The organism is Psychrobacter sp. Arc29, assembly GCF_041431175.1.
GTDB lineage: Bacteria > Pseudomonadota > Gammaproteobacteria > Pseudomonadales > Moraxellaceae > Psychrobacter.
Map to the genome: position 1 here is coordinate 1 of NZ_JASMRR010000013.1, position 15,829 is coordinate 15,829.

The 15,829-nt window shown below is 46.0% G+C and carries 12 protein-coding genes; 1 reads left to right on the plus strand and 11 read right to left on the minus strand.

Annotation, left to right across the window (positions count from 1 at the left end; genetic code table 11):
- Positions 1–250: 250 nt before the first annotated feature.
- From QO189_RS13505 to speB, 8 genes are all read right to left on the minus strand, one after another.
- Positions 251–865: a TetR/AcrR family transcriptional regulator gene (locus tag QO189_RS13505; protein ID WP_371533131.1), complete on the minus strand. Its 615-nt coding sequence runs from the start codon at positions 863–865 to the stop codon at positions 251–253.
- A gap of 220 nt (positions 866–1,085) precedes the next feature.
- Positions 1,086–2,603 carry an aldehyde dehydrogenase family protein gene (locus QO189_RS13510; RefSeq protein WP_371533132.1) on the minus strand — a complete coding sequence of 506 codons (1,518 nt, stop codon included), beginning with the start codon at positions 2,601–2,603 and terminating at the stop codon, positions 1,086–1,088.
- Between the two features lie 155 nt (positions 2,604–2,758).
- Entirely contained in the window at positions 2,759–4,162 is a 1,404-nt protein-coding gene (locus QO189_RS13515) for a YjiH family protein (RefSeq protein ID WP_371533133.1), read from the minus strand.
- Between the two features lie 308 nt (positions 4,163–4,470).
- Entirely contained in the window at positions 4,471–6,207 is a 1,737-nt protein-coding gene (locus tag QO189_RS13520; RefSeq protein ID WP_371533134.1) for a 5-guanidino-2-oxopentanoate decarboxylase, read from the minus strand.
- 124 nt (positions 6,208–6,331) lie between these two features.
- On the minus strand, positions 6,332–7,075 hold the full coding sequence (locus QO189_RS13525) for an MBL fold metallo-hydrolase (protein ID WP_371533135.1): 744 nt from the start codon (positions 7,073–7,075) through the stop codon (positions 6,332–6,334).
- Entirely contained in the window at positions 7,072–7,854 is a 783-nt protein-coding gene (locus QO189_RS13530; RefSeq protein WP_371533136.1) for a carbon-nitrogen hydrolase family protein, read from the minus strand. Before QO189_RS13530 ends, QO189_RS13525 begins: the two co-directional genes overlap by 4 nt.
- On the minus strand, positions 7,851–9,197 hold the full coding sequence (locus QO189_RS13535) for a cytosine permease (protein WP_371533137.1): 1,347 nt from the start codon (positions 9,195–9,197) through the stop codon (positions 7,851–7,853). The genes QO189_RS13530 and QO189_RS13535 overlap by 4 nt, the downstream gene beginning before the upstream one ends.
- Positions 9,198–9,335: 138 nt before the next feature.
- A complete protein-coding gene (gene speB, locus QO189_RS13540) occupies positions 9,336–10,304 on the minus strand; it encodes an agmatinase (RefSeq protein ID WP_371533138.1) in 969 nt (322 codons plus the stop codon).
- A 242-nt stretch (positions 10,305–10,546) separates the two neighbouring features.
- Here speB and QO189_RS13545 point away from each other — a divergent pair, with 242 nt between their 5' ends.
- Positions 10,547–11,449 (plus strand): LysR family transcriptional regulator, encoded by a 903-nt coding sequence (locus QO189_RS13545; protein ID WP_371533139.1) that lies wholly within the window; start codon positions 10,547–10,549, stop codon positions 11,447–11,449.
- Between the two features lie 14 nt (positions 11,450–11,463).
- On the opposite strand, the gene QO189_RS13550 is transcribed toward QO189_RS13545, so the two are convergent.
- From QO189_RS13550 to QO189_RS13560, 3 genes are all read right to left on the minus strand, one after another.
- The gene (locus QO189_RS13550; protein WP_371533140.1) at positions 11,464–13,257 is read right to left on the minus strand and encodes a potassium/proton antiporter; all 1,794 of its coding nucleotides are present in this window, start codon (positions 13,255–13,257) and stop codon (positions 11,464–11,466) included.
- A 216-nt stretch (positions 13,258–13,473) separates the two neighbouring features.
- Positions 13,474–13,809: a GlpM family protein gene (locus tag QO189_RS13555; protein ID WP_371533141.1), complete on the minus strand. Its 336-nt coding sequence runs from the start codon at positions 13,807–13,809 to the stop codon at positions 13,474–13,476.
- A gap of 191 nt (positions 13,810–14,000) precedes the next feature.
- Positions 14,001–15,671 carry an alpha-keto acid decarboxylase family protein gene (locus tag QO189_RS13560; protein WP_371533142.1) on the minus strand — a complete coding sequence of 557 codons (1,671 nt, stop codon included), beginning with the start codon at positions 15,669–15,671 and terminating at the stop codon, positions 14,001–14,003.
- Between the last annotated feature and the right edge of the window lie 158 nt (positions 15,672–15,829).

Consider the following 15,829-nt stretch of genomic DNA (forward strand, 5'->3'; position numbering starts at 1 on the left):
AACGGATGAGTCGTTTGCTGCTAATATCTATTTAGCAGCGACGATTATCCATTTACGGTAATTGTCAACACACCCTAAAATATATCAGTACAACGGACGCTTGAATGTTTGAATTTGGCCGCAGCATTTTGTGCTGCTCGCTGGTATCTTTGCGACTGCTTGCGCGATTACGATATTTTACCCGTATACATGGCGGCTATCATACTCTTAAGCAGTTAGAGGCTTCAAAGCGGTAGAGATGTATGATCAACTAATATGCTTTTGCTGAATGATTGAGTCGCAGCGCTTCTATAGAGGATGCCATATCTTCAGCAAGATTATGAATCGCCGCACTATCGACATCGCGCTGTGCGAAGGCACGCAACCCCATGACCTCCGCTTGCAGTCGTCGCCCTAGTCTGACCGCATCAAGCTGACTGTCTATCTCACCTATCTGTTGAGCCTTTTTGAAGCACTCTATAAAGCGCGTCTCCATTCCTGATAGTAGCAGCTCTACTTTCTCTAACGCTGTCTGCTCACGAGCACCTAGCTCTAATAAGCTTTTGACCAGCATACAGGCGCGGCTCGGCAATGCTTTATCACGAATACCGCCTAGCTGCCTGATGTAAGCGGCCAAACCTGATAGCGGCGACTGATGATGGCTTAATACACGCTCAAGCTCAGTCAATCCTAGACGAGCATAGTATTCTAATGCTTCTTGAAACAGACCATCTTTACTACCGAAAGCGGCATAAATACTCCCTGGACGCATATCGAGCGCTTGTTCGATGTCTTTTAATGAGGTGGCATGAAAACCTTTTTGCCAAAAAAGCTGTAAGGCTCGCTCCAAGGCATCTTGACGATTATAGAGTGCGGTGCGTGACATACTATGCCCCATGTAAAACGCCGTGACCTCATATAAAAATGAGCACGGCGATAAAATTTGAATGATTGCTCAATTTTATCCTTAATAGGAGTTTCAGTAAAGTGGATACGGGAAAATAGACTGGGTAATAAAATAGAGAACGATCATGACGCTAGCTATCAATAACGATATTAACAGCTAGGTATGAAGTTCTAAAACAGCTAATAAAACTACGAGCGACTCAATCAGTCAGCAGTACGTGCTTGCTCTTTTGATAAGCGGATAAGCCATCGCCGCCCAACTCTCGGCCAATACCGCTTTGCTTAAAACCGCCCCAACCCGATTCTGGCAATACGATTTGTTGCTCGTTAATCCAAATGTGACCTGCTTGGAGTTGTAGCGCCATCTCCAGTGCTGCAGCTTCGACAGCGCTCACGATAGTCGCTGCCAACGCAAATTTGCTGTCGTTGGCTAAACGAATAGCTTCTGATGTTTCTGTAAAAGTCGTACTGACTAATACGGGGCCAAACACTTCTTCCATCCATAACTGACTGGTCATTGGTACCTCTGTGTAAATGGTTGGCGTCGCAAAATATCCTGCGCCATCTACAATCTCGCCACCTGTTAAGCAATTCAGCCGCTCGGTCGTGGCAATATCAAAGTATTTTTTGACTTGGTTTAGTTGTTGCTTGCTCACCATTGGCCCCATTTGCGTATCGGTTGCAAAACCATCACCAATTTGCAAGCTTTCTGTTTTAACTTTCAATGTCTTAAATAGTGGCTCAGCAATACTTTCATGGACGATCAGTCGTGAGGTAGCCGAGCATATTTGACCAGCGTTGGTAAATATACCACCAATGATCAAATCACAAGCGTGGTCGATATCGGCATCTGCGCATACCACAATAGCTGACTTGCCGCCCAGCTCTAGGCTGATATCTTTAACACTCTTAGCCGCTTGACTCATGACCTTTTCGCCGACCACATTACTACCCGTAAAAGAGACTTTATCAATCAGCGGATGGCTGGTCATAGCAGCACCCACTTCGGCAGCACCCGGTAAGATATTCACCACACCTTTTGGCAATCCTATCTTGGATAAGATATTACCCAGCATCAGCTCTGGTAATAATGTCACCTCAGACGGTTTTAATAGCACGGTACAACCCGCCGCTAGCGCAGGTGCTAGCTTCCAAGCCGTCGTTACCATCGGAAAATTCCAAGGCGTAATCAACGTACAAATACCCACAGGCGCGTAGGTTTTTAGCAGCCGTATACCTGACTCAAGCGTGGACACCTCAGACCACGTGGCTTGATCGCTTATCAAATTAGCATAGTAGCGATAGCAAGCGATGGCATCTCCCACGTCTATTTTTGCTTCCTCAATTGGCTTGCCGTTATTTAACACAGACAACCCAACCAACTTATCGAATTGCTGCTCCATAGACGCTGCAATCGCGCTTAGATAACGGGCGCGCTCGCTGACATCAGTCTGCGACCAACTGCTATAAGCCTCAGAGGCAGCCTTGACCGCCATGTCTACATGAGCACTGGTACACAAGCGCGTCATTGCGATTATCTCTCCTGAATTAGGGTCATATAGGGCATGGTTATTTGTATTGTCAAAGCTTGTGTTATCAGAGTCAGTCGCAGGCGCTTCAATCTCAATCCAGTCGCCATTGATATAAGCGGCATTTAACGCGACTTCATTTTGAGCCGTCTGTGTTGCGCCTTCTCTGGTTAAGCTTGTAGCGTTCATCAATTCCACCATGGTTAATTGCCTTATATTTTTGGATAAAATTTTATTTATTTGCATAGCACGTGCAACGTAATTGATGAAATAATCGGTTTATCTGACGACAGAAAAACCAATTATTTTTTACGTTATATGCTTTGTTGATATCGAATGTGCGACTAATAAAGCAGATGCGCGACCGAAGTAATCACCACCAAACTGATAAGCGTACGAAGGATAAAAATCCCAAACAGCTCTAATATATTGAGTTTGATGTTTGATTTCAAAATCAGCGCACCGACTTCAGACATATAGATAATCTGAGTAATTGAGGCAGCACCCACGATGAAGCGTGTCATCTCACTCTCAATGCTTTTACCGACCAGCGCTGGCAAGTACATATCCGCAAAGCCCATAATCATGGCAGGTGCAGCCTTTGCCGCCTCTGGAATCTGCAACCATTCAAGCAATGGCACAAGTGGTGTCGCAAGCCAATTAAAGACAGGCGTGTACTCTGCTAAGCCCAAGCCAATCGTACCGATGGCAAAGACAACTGGAATCAATCCAAAGTAAATATCAAATAGATTGCCCACGCTGCGTTTGAACACATAACCCAAGCTTGGCATAGAGTGTGCGCGAGTGACGGCACGATTGACCGCCCATTGGTAAGTGCTATATCCAGCAGGAATACCTTCGTCCAGCATACTTTTGCCTGAGTGATAGGTGTCAGGCTTCATTGACAGTGGTGGTATACGCGGCATGATGATCGCAGCGATAAATCCAGTCAGCGCAATGGTTAGATAAAAATAGACAAAGTTATTGTCCACACCAATAGTTTTGGCAACCACATAGGTAAAGGCAATGGAAGTCACTGAAAAGGTGGTGGCAATGATGGCTGCTTCACGCTGGCTGTAGAAACTCTTATCATACTGCTGCATGGTGACTAGCAAACCAATAGACGCGGCTCCAAACCAAGAAGACATCGCATCAACGGCAGAACGACCTGGCAGTTTAAACAGCTTGACAAATATCTTGCTCGCCAATGTACCCAAGAACTCCATGAGGCCAAAGTCAGTCAAAAATGGCAGCGATAAAATAGCAAAGAAAAACAACGGAATCAGAATGGGGATCAAATCTTCAAAAATGACGCCGCCCGTATTGCGATTGATAATAAACTCAGGGCCGACTTGCAGATAAATCATCCAAACAAACACCATACCTAACAAACGCGTGGTGAGCCAAAACCAATCAACATCAAAAAGATTTTTTATTAGTGAGCCTTCATGCAGATTGGGTTTTAACACCTTTACTGCCAATGCGCCAAGACAGGAGATCGTCACGATCGCCATGGTGATATAGACCACAAATCCGCCCAATGCAGCTTGTAATGTATCTGTGAGCACCCCCAATAAAATGGTGACCTTACCATCCCACTGAAACGGTATGATAAATAGCGCAATACCCAATGCTGAAAATAGCAGAAACTTCCACATTGACGCTCGCCACTGCCCTGCCTGCGGTGTGTTTGGATCGACATCGTTTCCTAATATCGGTTGCTGCGATTTATCAATAGCATTCGTCATTTACCTTCTCCTTAATGGGTGGTGATCGCCAGTTTTTCCGTTTTTCTGTCTGACTAGGGCGTGTCCCTATTTTAAGAATGGTGATAAAAATGAGATAAATCGCAGGCAAACAAGGAAAGTAGTGCAGATAATATCGAGATATTAACCAGCTATTTGACGCCGTTTGTCAAAGATTTAGCCATTTTTAGCCCATTTAGTGATACACGTTTGAATTAGGGACACGCCCTAATAGCGAGGTTTACTCTAATGAACGTTTTTCCTTGAGCGACCCGCGTTTATAGTCCTTTGAGCATTGTTTATGAGTACCGTTAACTAAAATAGGTAACCGTCTCACCCATCTCTTTGAGAAACTCATCTGCTTCATCAATCTCATAAATGATCGGTTGCTTGCCTGTCGTGTCTGTTTTTAGCGCCACCAGCAATTGCTGTTTGTCCGTAATTCTGCGGTAGCCAGCGCCAAACCCTGCAGCTAATGGCTCAAAGTTTGGCGTTTTGATATTGACGCCGATCAGTGGCAAGCCGCCCTCTTCCATATACCGACGAATCTCACCATAGCCTTGGTTGTTCCATAACAGGACAATCAATGGCAGCTCAAGCTCAGCGGCACAAATAAGTTCTGCAATAGTAAATTGAATCCCGCCATCACCGATCAAGCTAACGACAGGCAAGTTTGAGCCAATCATGGCACCGATCGCCGCGGGCAAGCCATAGCCTAGCGTGCCAAAGCCTGTTGAGGAGTTAAACCATTTACGCGTTGCCAATGCTTCAAAGCCAAGGTTACCGCTATAGACAGGTTGGGTTGAGTCGCCCACAAAAATCACACCTTCCACCTCATCTCGGATCAGTTTTAGCAAGGCGTTTTGACCCGCAAAGTCTGTAGTTGTATCTTGTAAAAGGGCTTGTTTTGCCTCATTCACGCGTGACAATGCCTGATGATCAAATGCCTGCCCGTTTAATACCTCATTTTCTAAACGACTACATAGTCCACTGATGGCCATCTGTGCATCAGATAATACCGCGATATCCGCTCTAAACGGACGCTGCAACTGCTCGGCATCGCAGTCGATACGCACCAATGTGCCATTGATTTTGAATTCGCCATTAAAGAACACATCGTAATCGGTCTCGCCAAGCTCCGTACCAATGGCAAGTACCCAATCTGCCTCTGTAATCACCGCTCGGCCTGCGTCTAATGACTGGTTACTACCCAAGCTCAACGGATGAGCAGGTGGCAGTAGCCCTTTAGCATTGATGGTCAAAAACGTAGGCGCGTCTATCAACTCTGCCAGTTTTTGCGCATCGTGATCGACATCGACACAGCCACCGCCGTAAAGCAATACCGGATTTTTTGCGGTTTTTAATGACTCGATAATCAGATCCAATTGTGCTGGATTTGGTAGTGGTCTTGTCACTTGTGGTTGGGTAAAGCTGTTGTTATCAGCTTGGCTATTAGCCATATCTTTTAAGCTAGGCGGCTTAGCAACATGGCTGGCATCAGCGGTGATGATATCAATAGGTAGCTGAATATGGACTGGTCCTGGACGTGCGCTATTAAATAAGGCAAACGCTTCTGCGATAACTTTGGGCAATGACTCAGGCTGCCAGATGGTTTTACTCGTGAGTGCCACCTTACTGACCATGCCTTGCTGATCGTGCAGCTCATGCAAGTGCCCTTCACCGCTTCCCGTGTCTTTGACTTTATTGACACTAGAGATAACTAACATCGGTATGGAGTCAGCCAATGCTTGCGCCATCGCCGTCATGATGTTGGTCATACCAGGACCTGTGATGATGAAGCACACACCGATCTTGCCAGAAGCGCGATAATAACCATCTGCCATAAACCCAGCGCCTTGCTCGTGACGCGGGGTCACATGGCGAATACTGGTATTGGGTAGACCGCGATATAGCTCTACGGTATGGACCCCCGGTATGCCAAAGACCGTCTCTACCCCATAGTATTCTAGCCACTGAACGAGCAGCTCGCCGCAGGTCAGAAGCTGGGTGTCAAATGATGAAAGAGATTTTTGTGTCAATTGGGTCATGGGGCAATCATCCTAAAAATTTTGATAAATATTGGGTTAGGTGTTTTATTTGAAATAGCTTTTTATTTAGCGTCGTTATTTTTTAAGTAGCTATTTATTTAGAGTAGTGATTGAGTGCGATCAATCACAAATCATGATGCCTTAACCAATCATCAATCATTACGTGTAAATGCTTGCCTGAAAAACTAGGAAAGTGACCGCCATGAACGACACGTACAGGCAATGCATTGAGACGGCGCATACTCTTAGCATAGTCAGTCATGTCGCTATGCCATGTATCTTCGATCAATGGACCATCATAGATAAGATCGCCAGAAATGAGCGTTTCGCTAGCCGCTTCCCACAAAGCGATACCGCCTGGTGAGTGACCGGGTGTATGAATCACCTCAAACTGACGATTACCCAAGTCAATCATGTCACCATCTTCTAATGGCATAATTTTGGCAGGTGCAGCAATTTTATAACCACAATGGGCATAAGGCTCAGGTGGTAACGCGTCAAACATCTCGTCATTGACGAACATATCTGCCAACGTACGAGCATTGTCTGGTTCAGCGAGAATATGGGCTTCAGCAGAATGGACGTGACAGCAGTCAAACTCGCTGGCAGCGCCAATATGATCGAAATGCGTATGACTGGCAACGCCAACGATATCGCGATCACTGAGCAGAGCAACATGACGACGCAGCGGCACCGCACCCAATCCGAAATCTACTAATAAATCGCGCTGGCTGCCGCGCACGTGCCACAGATTGCAGCGAAAAAATGGCTTGATCCAAGGCTCATCGATGAGCGTAATGCCATCGCTATGCGCGGTGGTGCGATACCAGTTCTCTGGTTTGATACGCGCTAGTGATTGTTCGCTCATAAGTCAGCTCCATCAGAAACTTGTAAATCTTTGAGATAATCTTGGTGCGTACGGCTCTCATCAATACGGGCAAGATCGATATCAACGATCATCGTGCCAGCCGCTAAGCCAAGTCTGCCGAGTATCTCACTATCGGGACCAGCGACGATGCTATTGCCACAATAATGAAGGTTGTCTTCTATACCCGAGCGATTGATACAAGCGACAAAGCATTGATTGTCCATGGCGCGAGCGCGTATTTGGAGCACCTGACGCTCTGCATTTGGCAGCATATTAGCTGTCGGTGATAAAATGATTTGTGCCCCTGCTTGCGCAAGCTCTCTTGCCACTTCTGGGAATTCATTGTCGTAACAAATCATCAAACCCAGCTTGCCAAATCGCGTATCGACTACGCAGGACTTTTTACCTGCTGTAAAAAACTCGTGTTCGCGATCCCACAGGTAGCGTTTGTCATAAGTGGCAAGATGCTGCCCGTTGTCATCTATTAATATGGCAACATTACTCAGTTCACCATTGGGTCGGCGTTCAGCAAGCCCAAATAACACATGCAATTGGTATTTATTAGCAAGTCTCGCTACCTCAGTGACGATGGGGCCGTCGATCGCTTCTGCTAAGCCATCAAGACGCTCAAAGATGTTATAGCCTGTGAAAGCCAACTCCGGCAGTGCGAGCAGATCTACTTTTGCTTCTGCTGCGAGACAGCAGAGCGACTCTAATGCCTTTAGATTGTTCGTAGGTTCAGCCCACAAAGGGTTGGTTTGGGCGATCATCAATTTCATAACGATGGCTCCTCTTGAGCGGAAATGACAGCATCACTCTGACGGGTAAACAACGTCGCGCCTAACCAGTAGAGACCACCTGTGATGATAAAGACAGGTAACGATGCACCAAATGACGGCGGAGCAATCAGAGTCCAGTAAGCTGCCAATGCCGCACCAATTATATAAGCGACGATAGCAATCTTTGCTGTAGGACGTCCCAATTGATGTGTCGCATCAAGCAGTTTTGCAGTATAGCCTTCTTTACTAACAAGGTAATAATCAACAATCATGACTGAGAATGCGGGGATAAATAGCGCGCCTACGATCAGCAGGAAGTTTTGGAATTGATCTAAAATACCCGGAATTAGCGCGCCAAAAATAGTGACCAGACCAATGATAAGAGCAGGTTTCCAAAAACTCATATTAGGTTTGATGTTCATACAAGATAGCGTTGCGCTATAGACTGCCATGACATTGGTGGTCATGACCGAGAAGAAAATAACCAAGGCGGCTGGTAGGCCAAAACCAAAGTCAGCGAGCAAGCGCGTCGGATCATAAGTCTGCTCCATGCCATACATGATAGAGAGACCTGAGATGGTCGCGCCCAACCCCATGGCAACGATGGCTGCCACAATATAGCCAAAATAAGTGCCCCATATGGCAACTTTTGGGGATTTACAATTGCGATTGTAATCAGCAGCCGAAGACATCCACGAAAAGGCAGTAGCAATGACGATATCAAAGGCGATACCTAAAGTAATACCATTACGCGACTCAACCGGCATCTCAAACAATCTTGAGACATCATAATGTTGATTTAGCTGATAAAGGACTATAACGGTAAGCGCAGCCATGGCTAATGCGGCCCAACGTTCGACAAGCTCGATGCCAAGGTGACCACGCAACACGATAAGCACTACCACTGTCTCGCATAAAATAACAAACAGCGGCAGGTTGCTATAACCTGTAGTGGCTTCGATTGCGTAGTCCAGACTCATGCCAGCCAGCAGCGCCTGAATACAACTCCATGCAATCAGCACACCCATATTCACTAACGAGATCAACTGACTACCAACTGGGCCATAAGCACGGCGCGTCAGTGCCATCGAAGGCAGTCCGGTACGCTGCCCCATTAGACCAACTAATAGCAGCGGTATTGCTCCGATTAATGAGCCAATAAGCACGGTGGTGATAGCCGTAGTAAACCGTAAATCAGGTACGAGTAACATGCCCGTTAAAATAGTCGTCACCACGATATTGGCACCGAACCATAGCGCAAACGTACCAATCGAACCTAGACTATGCCCAACCTCATTTGGAGAGAGCGTGTCTTGACCAAAAAATGAAGAGGATTTACTCATTGGGGTCTTCCTTAACCGAATTATATTCATACCAGCAACTCAATACACTGGTCACCATCTCATCAGGCTGCTATCCACTGATATACCGCATTGGGATAACTGCTCTATGCGCCAACTCTAGCCGATAATTGGCTGCGATTAGTAAACCGCTTTGACCTTATCGTCATAGCGTACACCTGGTAAGATACATAGCATCTCAAACAATAAGTTCGCCGCCAGTACAGAAGTGTTGCCAAATGGATCATACGGCGGTGATACTTCGACCAAGTCACCACCCACCACATCAAGACCACGCATCCCGCGTATGATTTCGATGCCTTGCGTGGAGGTCAGACCACCAATCTCAGCCGTGCCTGTACCGGGTGCAAACGCAGGGTCAATTCCATCAATATCGAAGCTTAGATAAACAGGACCATCGCCTAGCTTTTCGCGTACTTCTGCCATGAGCGGCGCGAGCGACTTATACCAGCACTCCTCAGCAGGCACGACGCGAAATCCTTGCTGGGTTGACCAATCAAACTCTTCAGCGCTATAGCCTGTACCCCGCAGACCAATCTGCACCACGCGATTACCATCGATGAGGTTTTCTTCAACAGCGCGGCGGAACGGTGTGCCATGAGCGATTTTTTCGCCAAACATATCATCATTGATATCAGCGTGAGCATCGATGTGTACCATACCGACAGGGCCGTGTTTTTTGGCGAGTGCCCGTAGGATAGGCAGTGCGATGGTATGGTCGCCACCCAGCGTGAGCGGAATTGCGCCATGTTTAACGACTTTTTCTGTATAGAATTTTTCGATGATATCGACGCTTTTTAACAGATTGAACGTATTGATGGGTACATCGCCGATATCAGCCACTTGCAACGACTCAAATGGCGCGGCACGCGTCGCCACGTTGTAAGGACGAATCATTCTTGACTCATCACGAATCTGTCGAGGCCCCAATCTGGCACCACTACGGTTTGATGCGCCAATATCTAAAGGCACACCAACGAATGCCACATCTAACCCTTCGGCATCAGCCTGAGTCGGCAAGCGCATCATAGAAGCGAAACCGCCAAATCTTGGCATATCATTGCCACTTAATGGTTGATTGAATGTCATCAGTTACTTCCCTATTTTATTTGATTTATATACACAATTTGCTACATACAATTGACAATACATAAATATAAGGGAAGGAACCATGGTAAAATTTAGAAGTAAACTTCTACTTTTTCGTAGTAAACTGGTTTTATCAGTTATTACCAGAAGTTTAAGAAGGATATAATTACTTGATAAAATAGGTTTAATTGATAAAGTAATTTGTTGCGGTAGCACGTTATTGCGAAAGTAAGGGGTCGGGTATGATATTAGATGAGCTGATAAAAATAGACATCAAAACGCTACGTAGCTTTATGGCTATCGTGGAGTGTCAAGGCGTGACTGCTGCTCAGTCGCGCTTAAATGTCACGACCTCAGTGATTAGCGGACATTTGACTCACCTAGAAGACCGCTTGGGCATGACACTCTGCCATCGCGGTCGAGCAGGTTTTAAGCTGACAGAAGATGGCGCGGCTGTCTACGAAGCATGTTTGGGCTTTACCGAATCGGTCGCGAGCTTTCAACACCAGCTGCACTATATTAAGCAACTAGACTCAGTGCACGGTGGTCATATTAGGCTTTGCTTAATTGATCAGATGCCCAAGTTTTTTTATGATGCGCTTAGACAACGTCTTGCCAGCAGCTACCGAGAAAACCCACTGATACACTTTTCTATCGATGTGCAAAGCCCTGAGAGCATGCTAGAGAAGCTCTTAAGTAACGAGAGTGACATTGGTGTGGGTTATTTTGGTAGCTTTCCGCCGTTGCTCACCTTTAAGCCAGCATTTGTCGAAAAACAAGTGGTCTGCTGCGGACGTGAGCATAAGCTATTTTATAATTCAGAAGGATTGACTTTTGAAGATTTAGAGCAGAATTATCCGTGGATAAAAAGGGGCTACGTGGTCGAGCATCATATCAATCATATCCGCCCAAAAACCTTGAGTGCCACCACATATCACATGGAGGCAACCGCGCAGCTTATCCTTGCAGGCCACCATGTGGGGTACTTACCGCGTGATTTGGCGAGACGTTATGAGGGCATGGGATTGATGAAAATACTCCTGCCCAATGAAGCAAGCTACGACGTCGAGCATCACTGGGCATATCGAGAAAATCAGCCTAAACAAGCGGCTGACTTTTTAAATAAGATGATGAACTTGCTATAAAGAGAGGACGAATATCACTGCGCTGCTACGGACGGTTGTTGATTCTTGAGACCAATGCTCCTAAGCTTACCTTTTTCGCCTACTTCCTTGATGACCAGTGACCACTCATCGTTCACCACAACCGTATCGCCTGAAACAGGTGCTGTACCTAAATGTGATGTCACATACTCAGCGACCGTCTGCTCCCACATGTTTTTCGCATGAGCTTCGTCTGTCGTCTTGAGGGTTTTTACTAACGTTTCGGATGCCATGACTTCCGTAAAAAATGGCAAATCTCCGAGTTTGACACTGGGTGACAGCAACCAATCACCATAAAAATCATCAATAGCCTTACGATCTAACGTTGTATCATTAAAAATCTTGGCAATTTTACTGGCGTGATTACCTCGCATGGCGTACCAGACACTATCACCAAATTTTATTTTTGTATTCTCATCGACGACGACAATTTGTTGTCCCCGTACCAACGCAAATACGCTGATTTCATCAGGGCTAATGCCTTTAGAGATTCCCATAGGATGACGGCCAATAGCAAATGCGCCTGATTGCGCCTCAAACTCGTATAAGGTAATACTCGCCTTATCCGATACCCAAACCTCGTGTTCTTCTTTGGGATCTTTATTGGTCGGAATACGTACCTTAAATAGATTTGCCATGGTAGGAATGGTCGTACCTTGCAGTATCAACGACAACACCACGACCCCAAAGGCAATATCAAAGAGCATAAAAGCATTATCAATCCCCGCCATGACAGGCAAAATCGCAAGGGTAATGGGCACTGCACCGCGCAAACCAACCCAAGAGATAAACCCAATCTCGCGATCTTTAAACTTAAAGGGTTTGACACTGGTATAGACCGCGATGGGACGGGCAACAAAGATCATAAAGGCCGCTATCGCCACCGAATAATACCAGACATTAAGGACGTTCGATGGCGTGACCAGTAGCCCCAATACCACAAACAATACTGCTTGCGACAGCCAAGCAAAGCTATCCATCACGCGCATGACATGCTCGGTTGAGCGTACTTTATGATTACCTATCAGCACCCCTGTCAGATACACCGCCAAAAACCCACTACCGCCAACCAAGTTGGTTGCGGCAAAAACAGCCAGGCCTGCCGACAGTATCAAAATGGCATACATGCCCTCTGCCAGATGTATCTTGGGCAATAGTCGAGATAACAAATAACCAAAGAGCAAGCCCATCCCTAATCCAAAGCTCAACTGTTGGAACAGTAAGACCAAAAAGCCAAATGCTGTCTGACCAGCAGGGTCGACGTTTAGGGCAATCAAACCCGTTACTAATAAAATGGCTAAGGGATCGTTGGCACCAGATTCTAACTCAAGCGTGGCTTGGACGCGGTCGTTGAGCTTGACGCCGCCATTACGCAATAGAGAAAATACGGCGGCCGCATCGGTTGAGCCAACAATCGCAGCCATCAACAGGCCAAAACGCCAGTCGACATCGAGCAACCAAGTAACGAATACCCCGAGCACCAGTACCGTGACCAACACGCCCCAAGTAGCCAAAGTAATCGCAGGTTTTAAACCGACCCGAAACGACTTAAAAGACGTGCGTAAACCACCATCTAATAGGATACAAGCCAGCGCGGCTTGACCCACAAAATTGGCCAACCCATATTGAGAAAACTCAATACCCAAGATACCCTGCTCGCCTGCCAACATACCGACGATCAAAAACAGCAATAGCAAGGGCACACCCAAACGCGCTGATAATGTACTCGCCATAATACTAGCGAAAATGAGTACTGCCCCTACGAGGTATAGGATATTCAAGGTATCCATTTTTTAAAGCCCTATTTTTATAGTTATTGCATCAATATTGAATGAAGCATAATAGTACTTGATTGCGAAAATATTTCCGTTATCTCACTGTTATTAGATATCACGCCAGAGAGTTTCTCATCAGCAACGATTGTCAGAGCTATTAATAAAATCAATTTACACTGATTCTATATCGGTATTAAGAGTAACACCTACCACTAAATTTATAGACAGTATTTAGGCCTGAATGTATTGCCATGTCAGTACCAAAATGGCAGCGGCTACTGTCCAAGCGACAACGCCTAACAACAGTGCCTTATATAAGCTCATATAACTGATGCTAAAAAATACCACCAAGGTATAAATTAAATGCGGTATCACACCCAGCATGCTAAATATCAGGGCAACCCTTAAATCAGTAGGACTGCGCTCAGTACCGACAATGAAGTGACTGATGAGCGTAAAGGTGGGGAAAAGCGGCGCAAGTGCCGCCAGATAAAAGAATCGCGTTTGGGCAAATAATTGAATTGCCAATACCATCAAAGCGCCAATAAGCATTTTTAGCCAGATCATGATGGATCACTCTCCTATTGAGTATGACGGGCTGAACATAGCCCAATCAGCCATCATACTAGAGTCTACAAATTGACATAAGAGGCATCGCTTATTAATTGACCCGTGTGATAAAAAAACGCAAAAAACCCCATTTAGCTACGTTGCTAAATGGGGCTGTTACTTTTATTAAGTAAGCTTTTGCGAGTTACTTAATCCTTCTTTGGTTTTAGGGCTGCGCTAATATCTGCTAGCAATGGCGGGATATCATGCTTGTCTGCGATGACTTCGATCATTACGAGCTTATCAGTAGTCGCGGCAGCTTTGTTTAAAGCAGCTTTTAGCTCGCCTGCTGTTTCTGCTTTGAGTAGTAAGCTATTCGCTTCGGTTGCGCCAAACGCTTTTGGCATGATCTGCCAATCGCATTTTGGGATATCATTGTAGTATTGGTTTTCGCCATGAATCGCACGCTCTACGGTATAGCCGTCGTTATTGATTAGTACGATGACTGGATTGATACGCTCTTTGATGATGACCGCCAGCTCTTGGATAGTGAGCAGTGCTGAACCATCACCAATCAATAAAACACTGCGCTTATCTGGCGATGCAACTGCTGCACCTAAGCTGGCTGGTAATGTATAGCCGATTGATCCCCACATTGGCTGCCCATATGACGTCACCCCTTCTGGCAAACGCACATCACTGATGCCAAAGTATGCTGTTCCTTGCTCAGAGAACACTAGGTTATTACGATCTAAGCAATCAGCAATGATATGCCATAGGTCGTCTTGGCGAATCGCCTCATTATCCCCGCCTTTTTGTTCATGCGGCTTAACTGGCTCACAGAAAGGTTTTGGTACGATGTTGATGCCAGAGGTCATGACTTCGTGCAGGGCTTGTAACGCATCTTGCAAGGCAATCGGTGCAAAGTTCTTCCCACTGATAGAAGCACGCTCATAATGCAAGTCTACTACTATACTCTCGTCAATATCTTGGCTAAATCCCGCGGTAGTGGTGTCCGTATATTGCACCCCTACTTTGATCAGACATTCGCAGTTTTCTACTGCATCTTTGACAATGGGGCGCGAGGCAACGCCTGCATAAGTCCCGGCCCAGCGATCGCTGTTTTCATCAAGTAGTGTCTTACCCCAAGACAGCGTGGTATAAGGAATGTCTGTATCAGCGATTAGTGCTTTGAGCTGTGACTGCAACCCCAAACGATGCACCATCAAATCTGCCATGAGCGTCGTTGTCTTGTTTGGCAAAAACTCTGTTAGTGCTTGCTTGAAATCTGCTAGTGCCGCTTGACTGGTAATATCTTCTTGGCTATCGATCAGTTTTGTCGTTGGTGGATAGATAGGCTGACGCGCGACGTCTGGTGATAGCAATAGGTAACCTGGGCGATGCTTTTTGAGAATTAAGCGAATTACTCTATCAATTTCTGAAGCAGCATTTTCAGGAGTAAGCTGCGCACGGGCTACCGTTACAGGCTCAACCATCTTAATAAAATGATTAAATACGCCATCGCCAAGCGAATGATGAATACGGCGTTTTGAGTCTTGCAAAGCTGTGCTTGGTGCCCCTACAATGTGCAATACAGGCGCGTACTCAGCAAAAGAACCTGCGGTCGCGTTAATCGCTGACAGCTCGCCTACGCCAAAAGTCGTCACCATGGCGGCAAACCCACGCTCACGTGCATAGCCGTCGGCCGCATAGCCAGCATTTAGCTCATTGGTGTTACCCACCCAGCGCAGCTTGTCAGAGGCAAGGACATTGTCCAAAAAGGTTAAGTTAAAATCGCCTGGTACGCCGAATATCTCAGAGGCACCCGCTTCTGCGACACGATCAAACAAATAATCAGCGATGGTATACTGTTGACTCATTTTTTATCCTTATAACTTATCTTCGTAAGTGTTGATAATTGTGAATGTGATTAAATCATAATGTGCATCCCAGCTTATTTATGTATGCAAAGCTTTTGGAATACATATTATAATCAACCGTTATAACATACATTTGTAGATAGAAGACATGCCTATTT

What these genes read in the sequence shown, in the direction of transcription:
- QO189_RS13510 (WP_371533132.1), bottom strand. Translation starts at nt 2,603, where the DNA reads ATGAACGCTACAAGCTTAACCAGAGAAGGCGCAACACAGACGGCTCAA.
- QO189_RS13520 (WP_371533134.1), bottom strand. Translation starts at nt 6,207, where the DNA reads ATGACCCAATTGACACAAAAATCTCTTTCATCATTTGACACCCAGCTT.
- QO189_RS13525 (WP_371533135.1), bottom strand. Translation starts at nt 7,075, where the DNA reads ATGAGCGAACAATCACTAGCGCGTATCAAACCAGAGAACTGGTATCGC.
- QO189_RS13505 (WP_371533131.1), bottom strand. Translation starts at nt 865, where the DNA reads ATGTCACGCACCGCACTCTATAATCGTCAAGATGCCTTGGAGCGAGCC.
- QO189_RS13545 (WP_371533139.1), top strand. Translation starts at nt 10,547, where the DNA reads ATGATATTAGATGAGCTGATAAAAATAGACATCAAAACGCTACGTAGC.
- QO189_RS13550 (WP_371533140.1), bottom strand. Translation starts at nt 13,257, where the DNA reads ATGGATACCTTGAATATCCTATACCTCGTAGGGGCAGTACTCATTTTC.
- QO189_RS13555 (WP_371533141.1), bottom strand. Translation starts at nt 13,809, where the DNA reads ATGATCTGGCTAAAAATGCTTATTGGCGCTTTGATGGTATTGGCAATT.
- QO189_RS13560 (WP_371533142.1), bottom strand. Translation starts at nt 15,671, where the DNA reads ATGAGTCAACAGTATACCATCGCTGATTATTTGTTTGATCGTGTCGCA.
- speB (WP_371533138.1), bottom strand. Translation starts at nt 10,304, where the DNA reads ATGACATTCAATCAACCATTAAGTGGCAATGATATGCCAAGATTTGGC.
- QO189_RS13530 (WP_371533136.1), bottom strand. Translation starts at nt 7,854, where the DNA reads ATGAAATTGATGATCGCCCAAACCAACCCTTTGTGGGCTGAACCTACG.
- QO189_RS13535 (WP_371533137.1), bottom strand. Translation starts at nt 9,197, where the DNA reads ATGAGTAAATCCTCTTCATTTTTTGGTCAAGACACGCTCTCTCCAAAT.
- QO189_RS13515 (WP_371533133.1), bottom strand. Translation starts at nt 4,162, where the DNA reads ATGACGAATGCTATTGATAAATCGCAGCAACCGATATTAGGAAACGAT.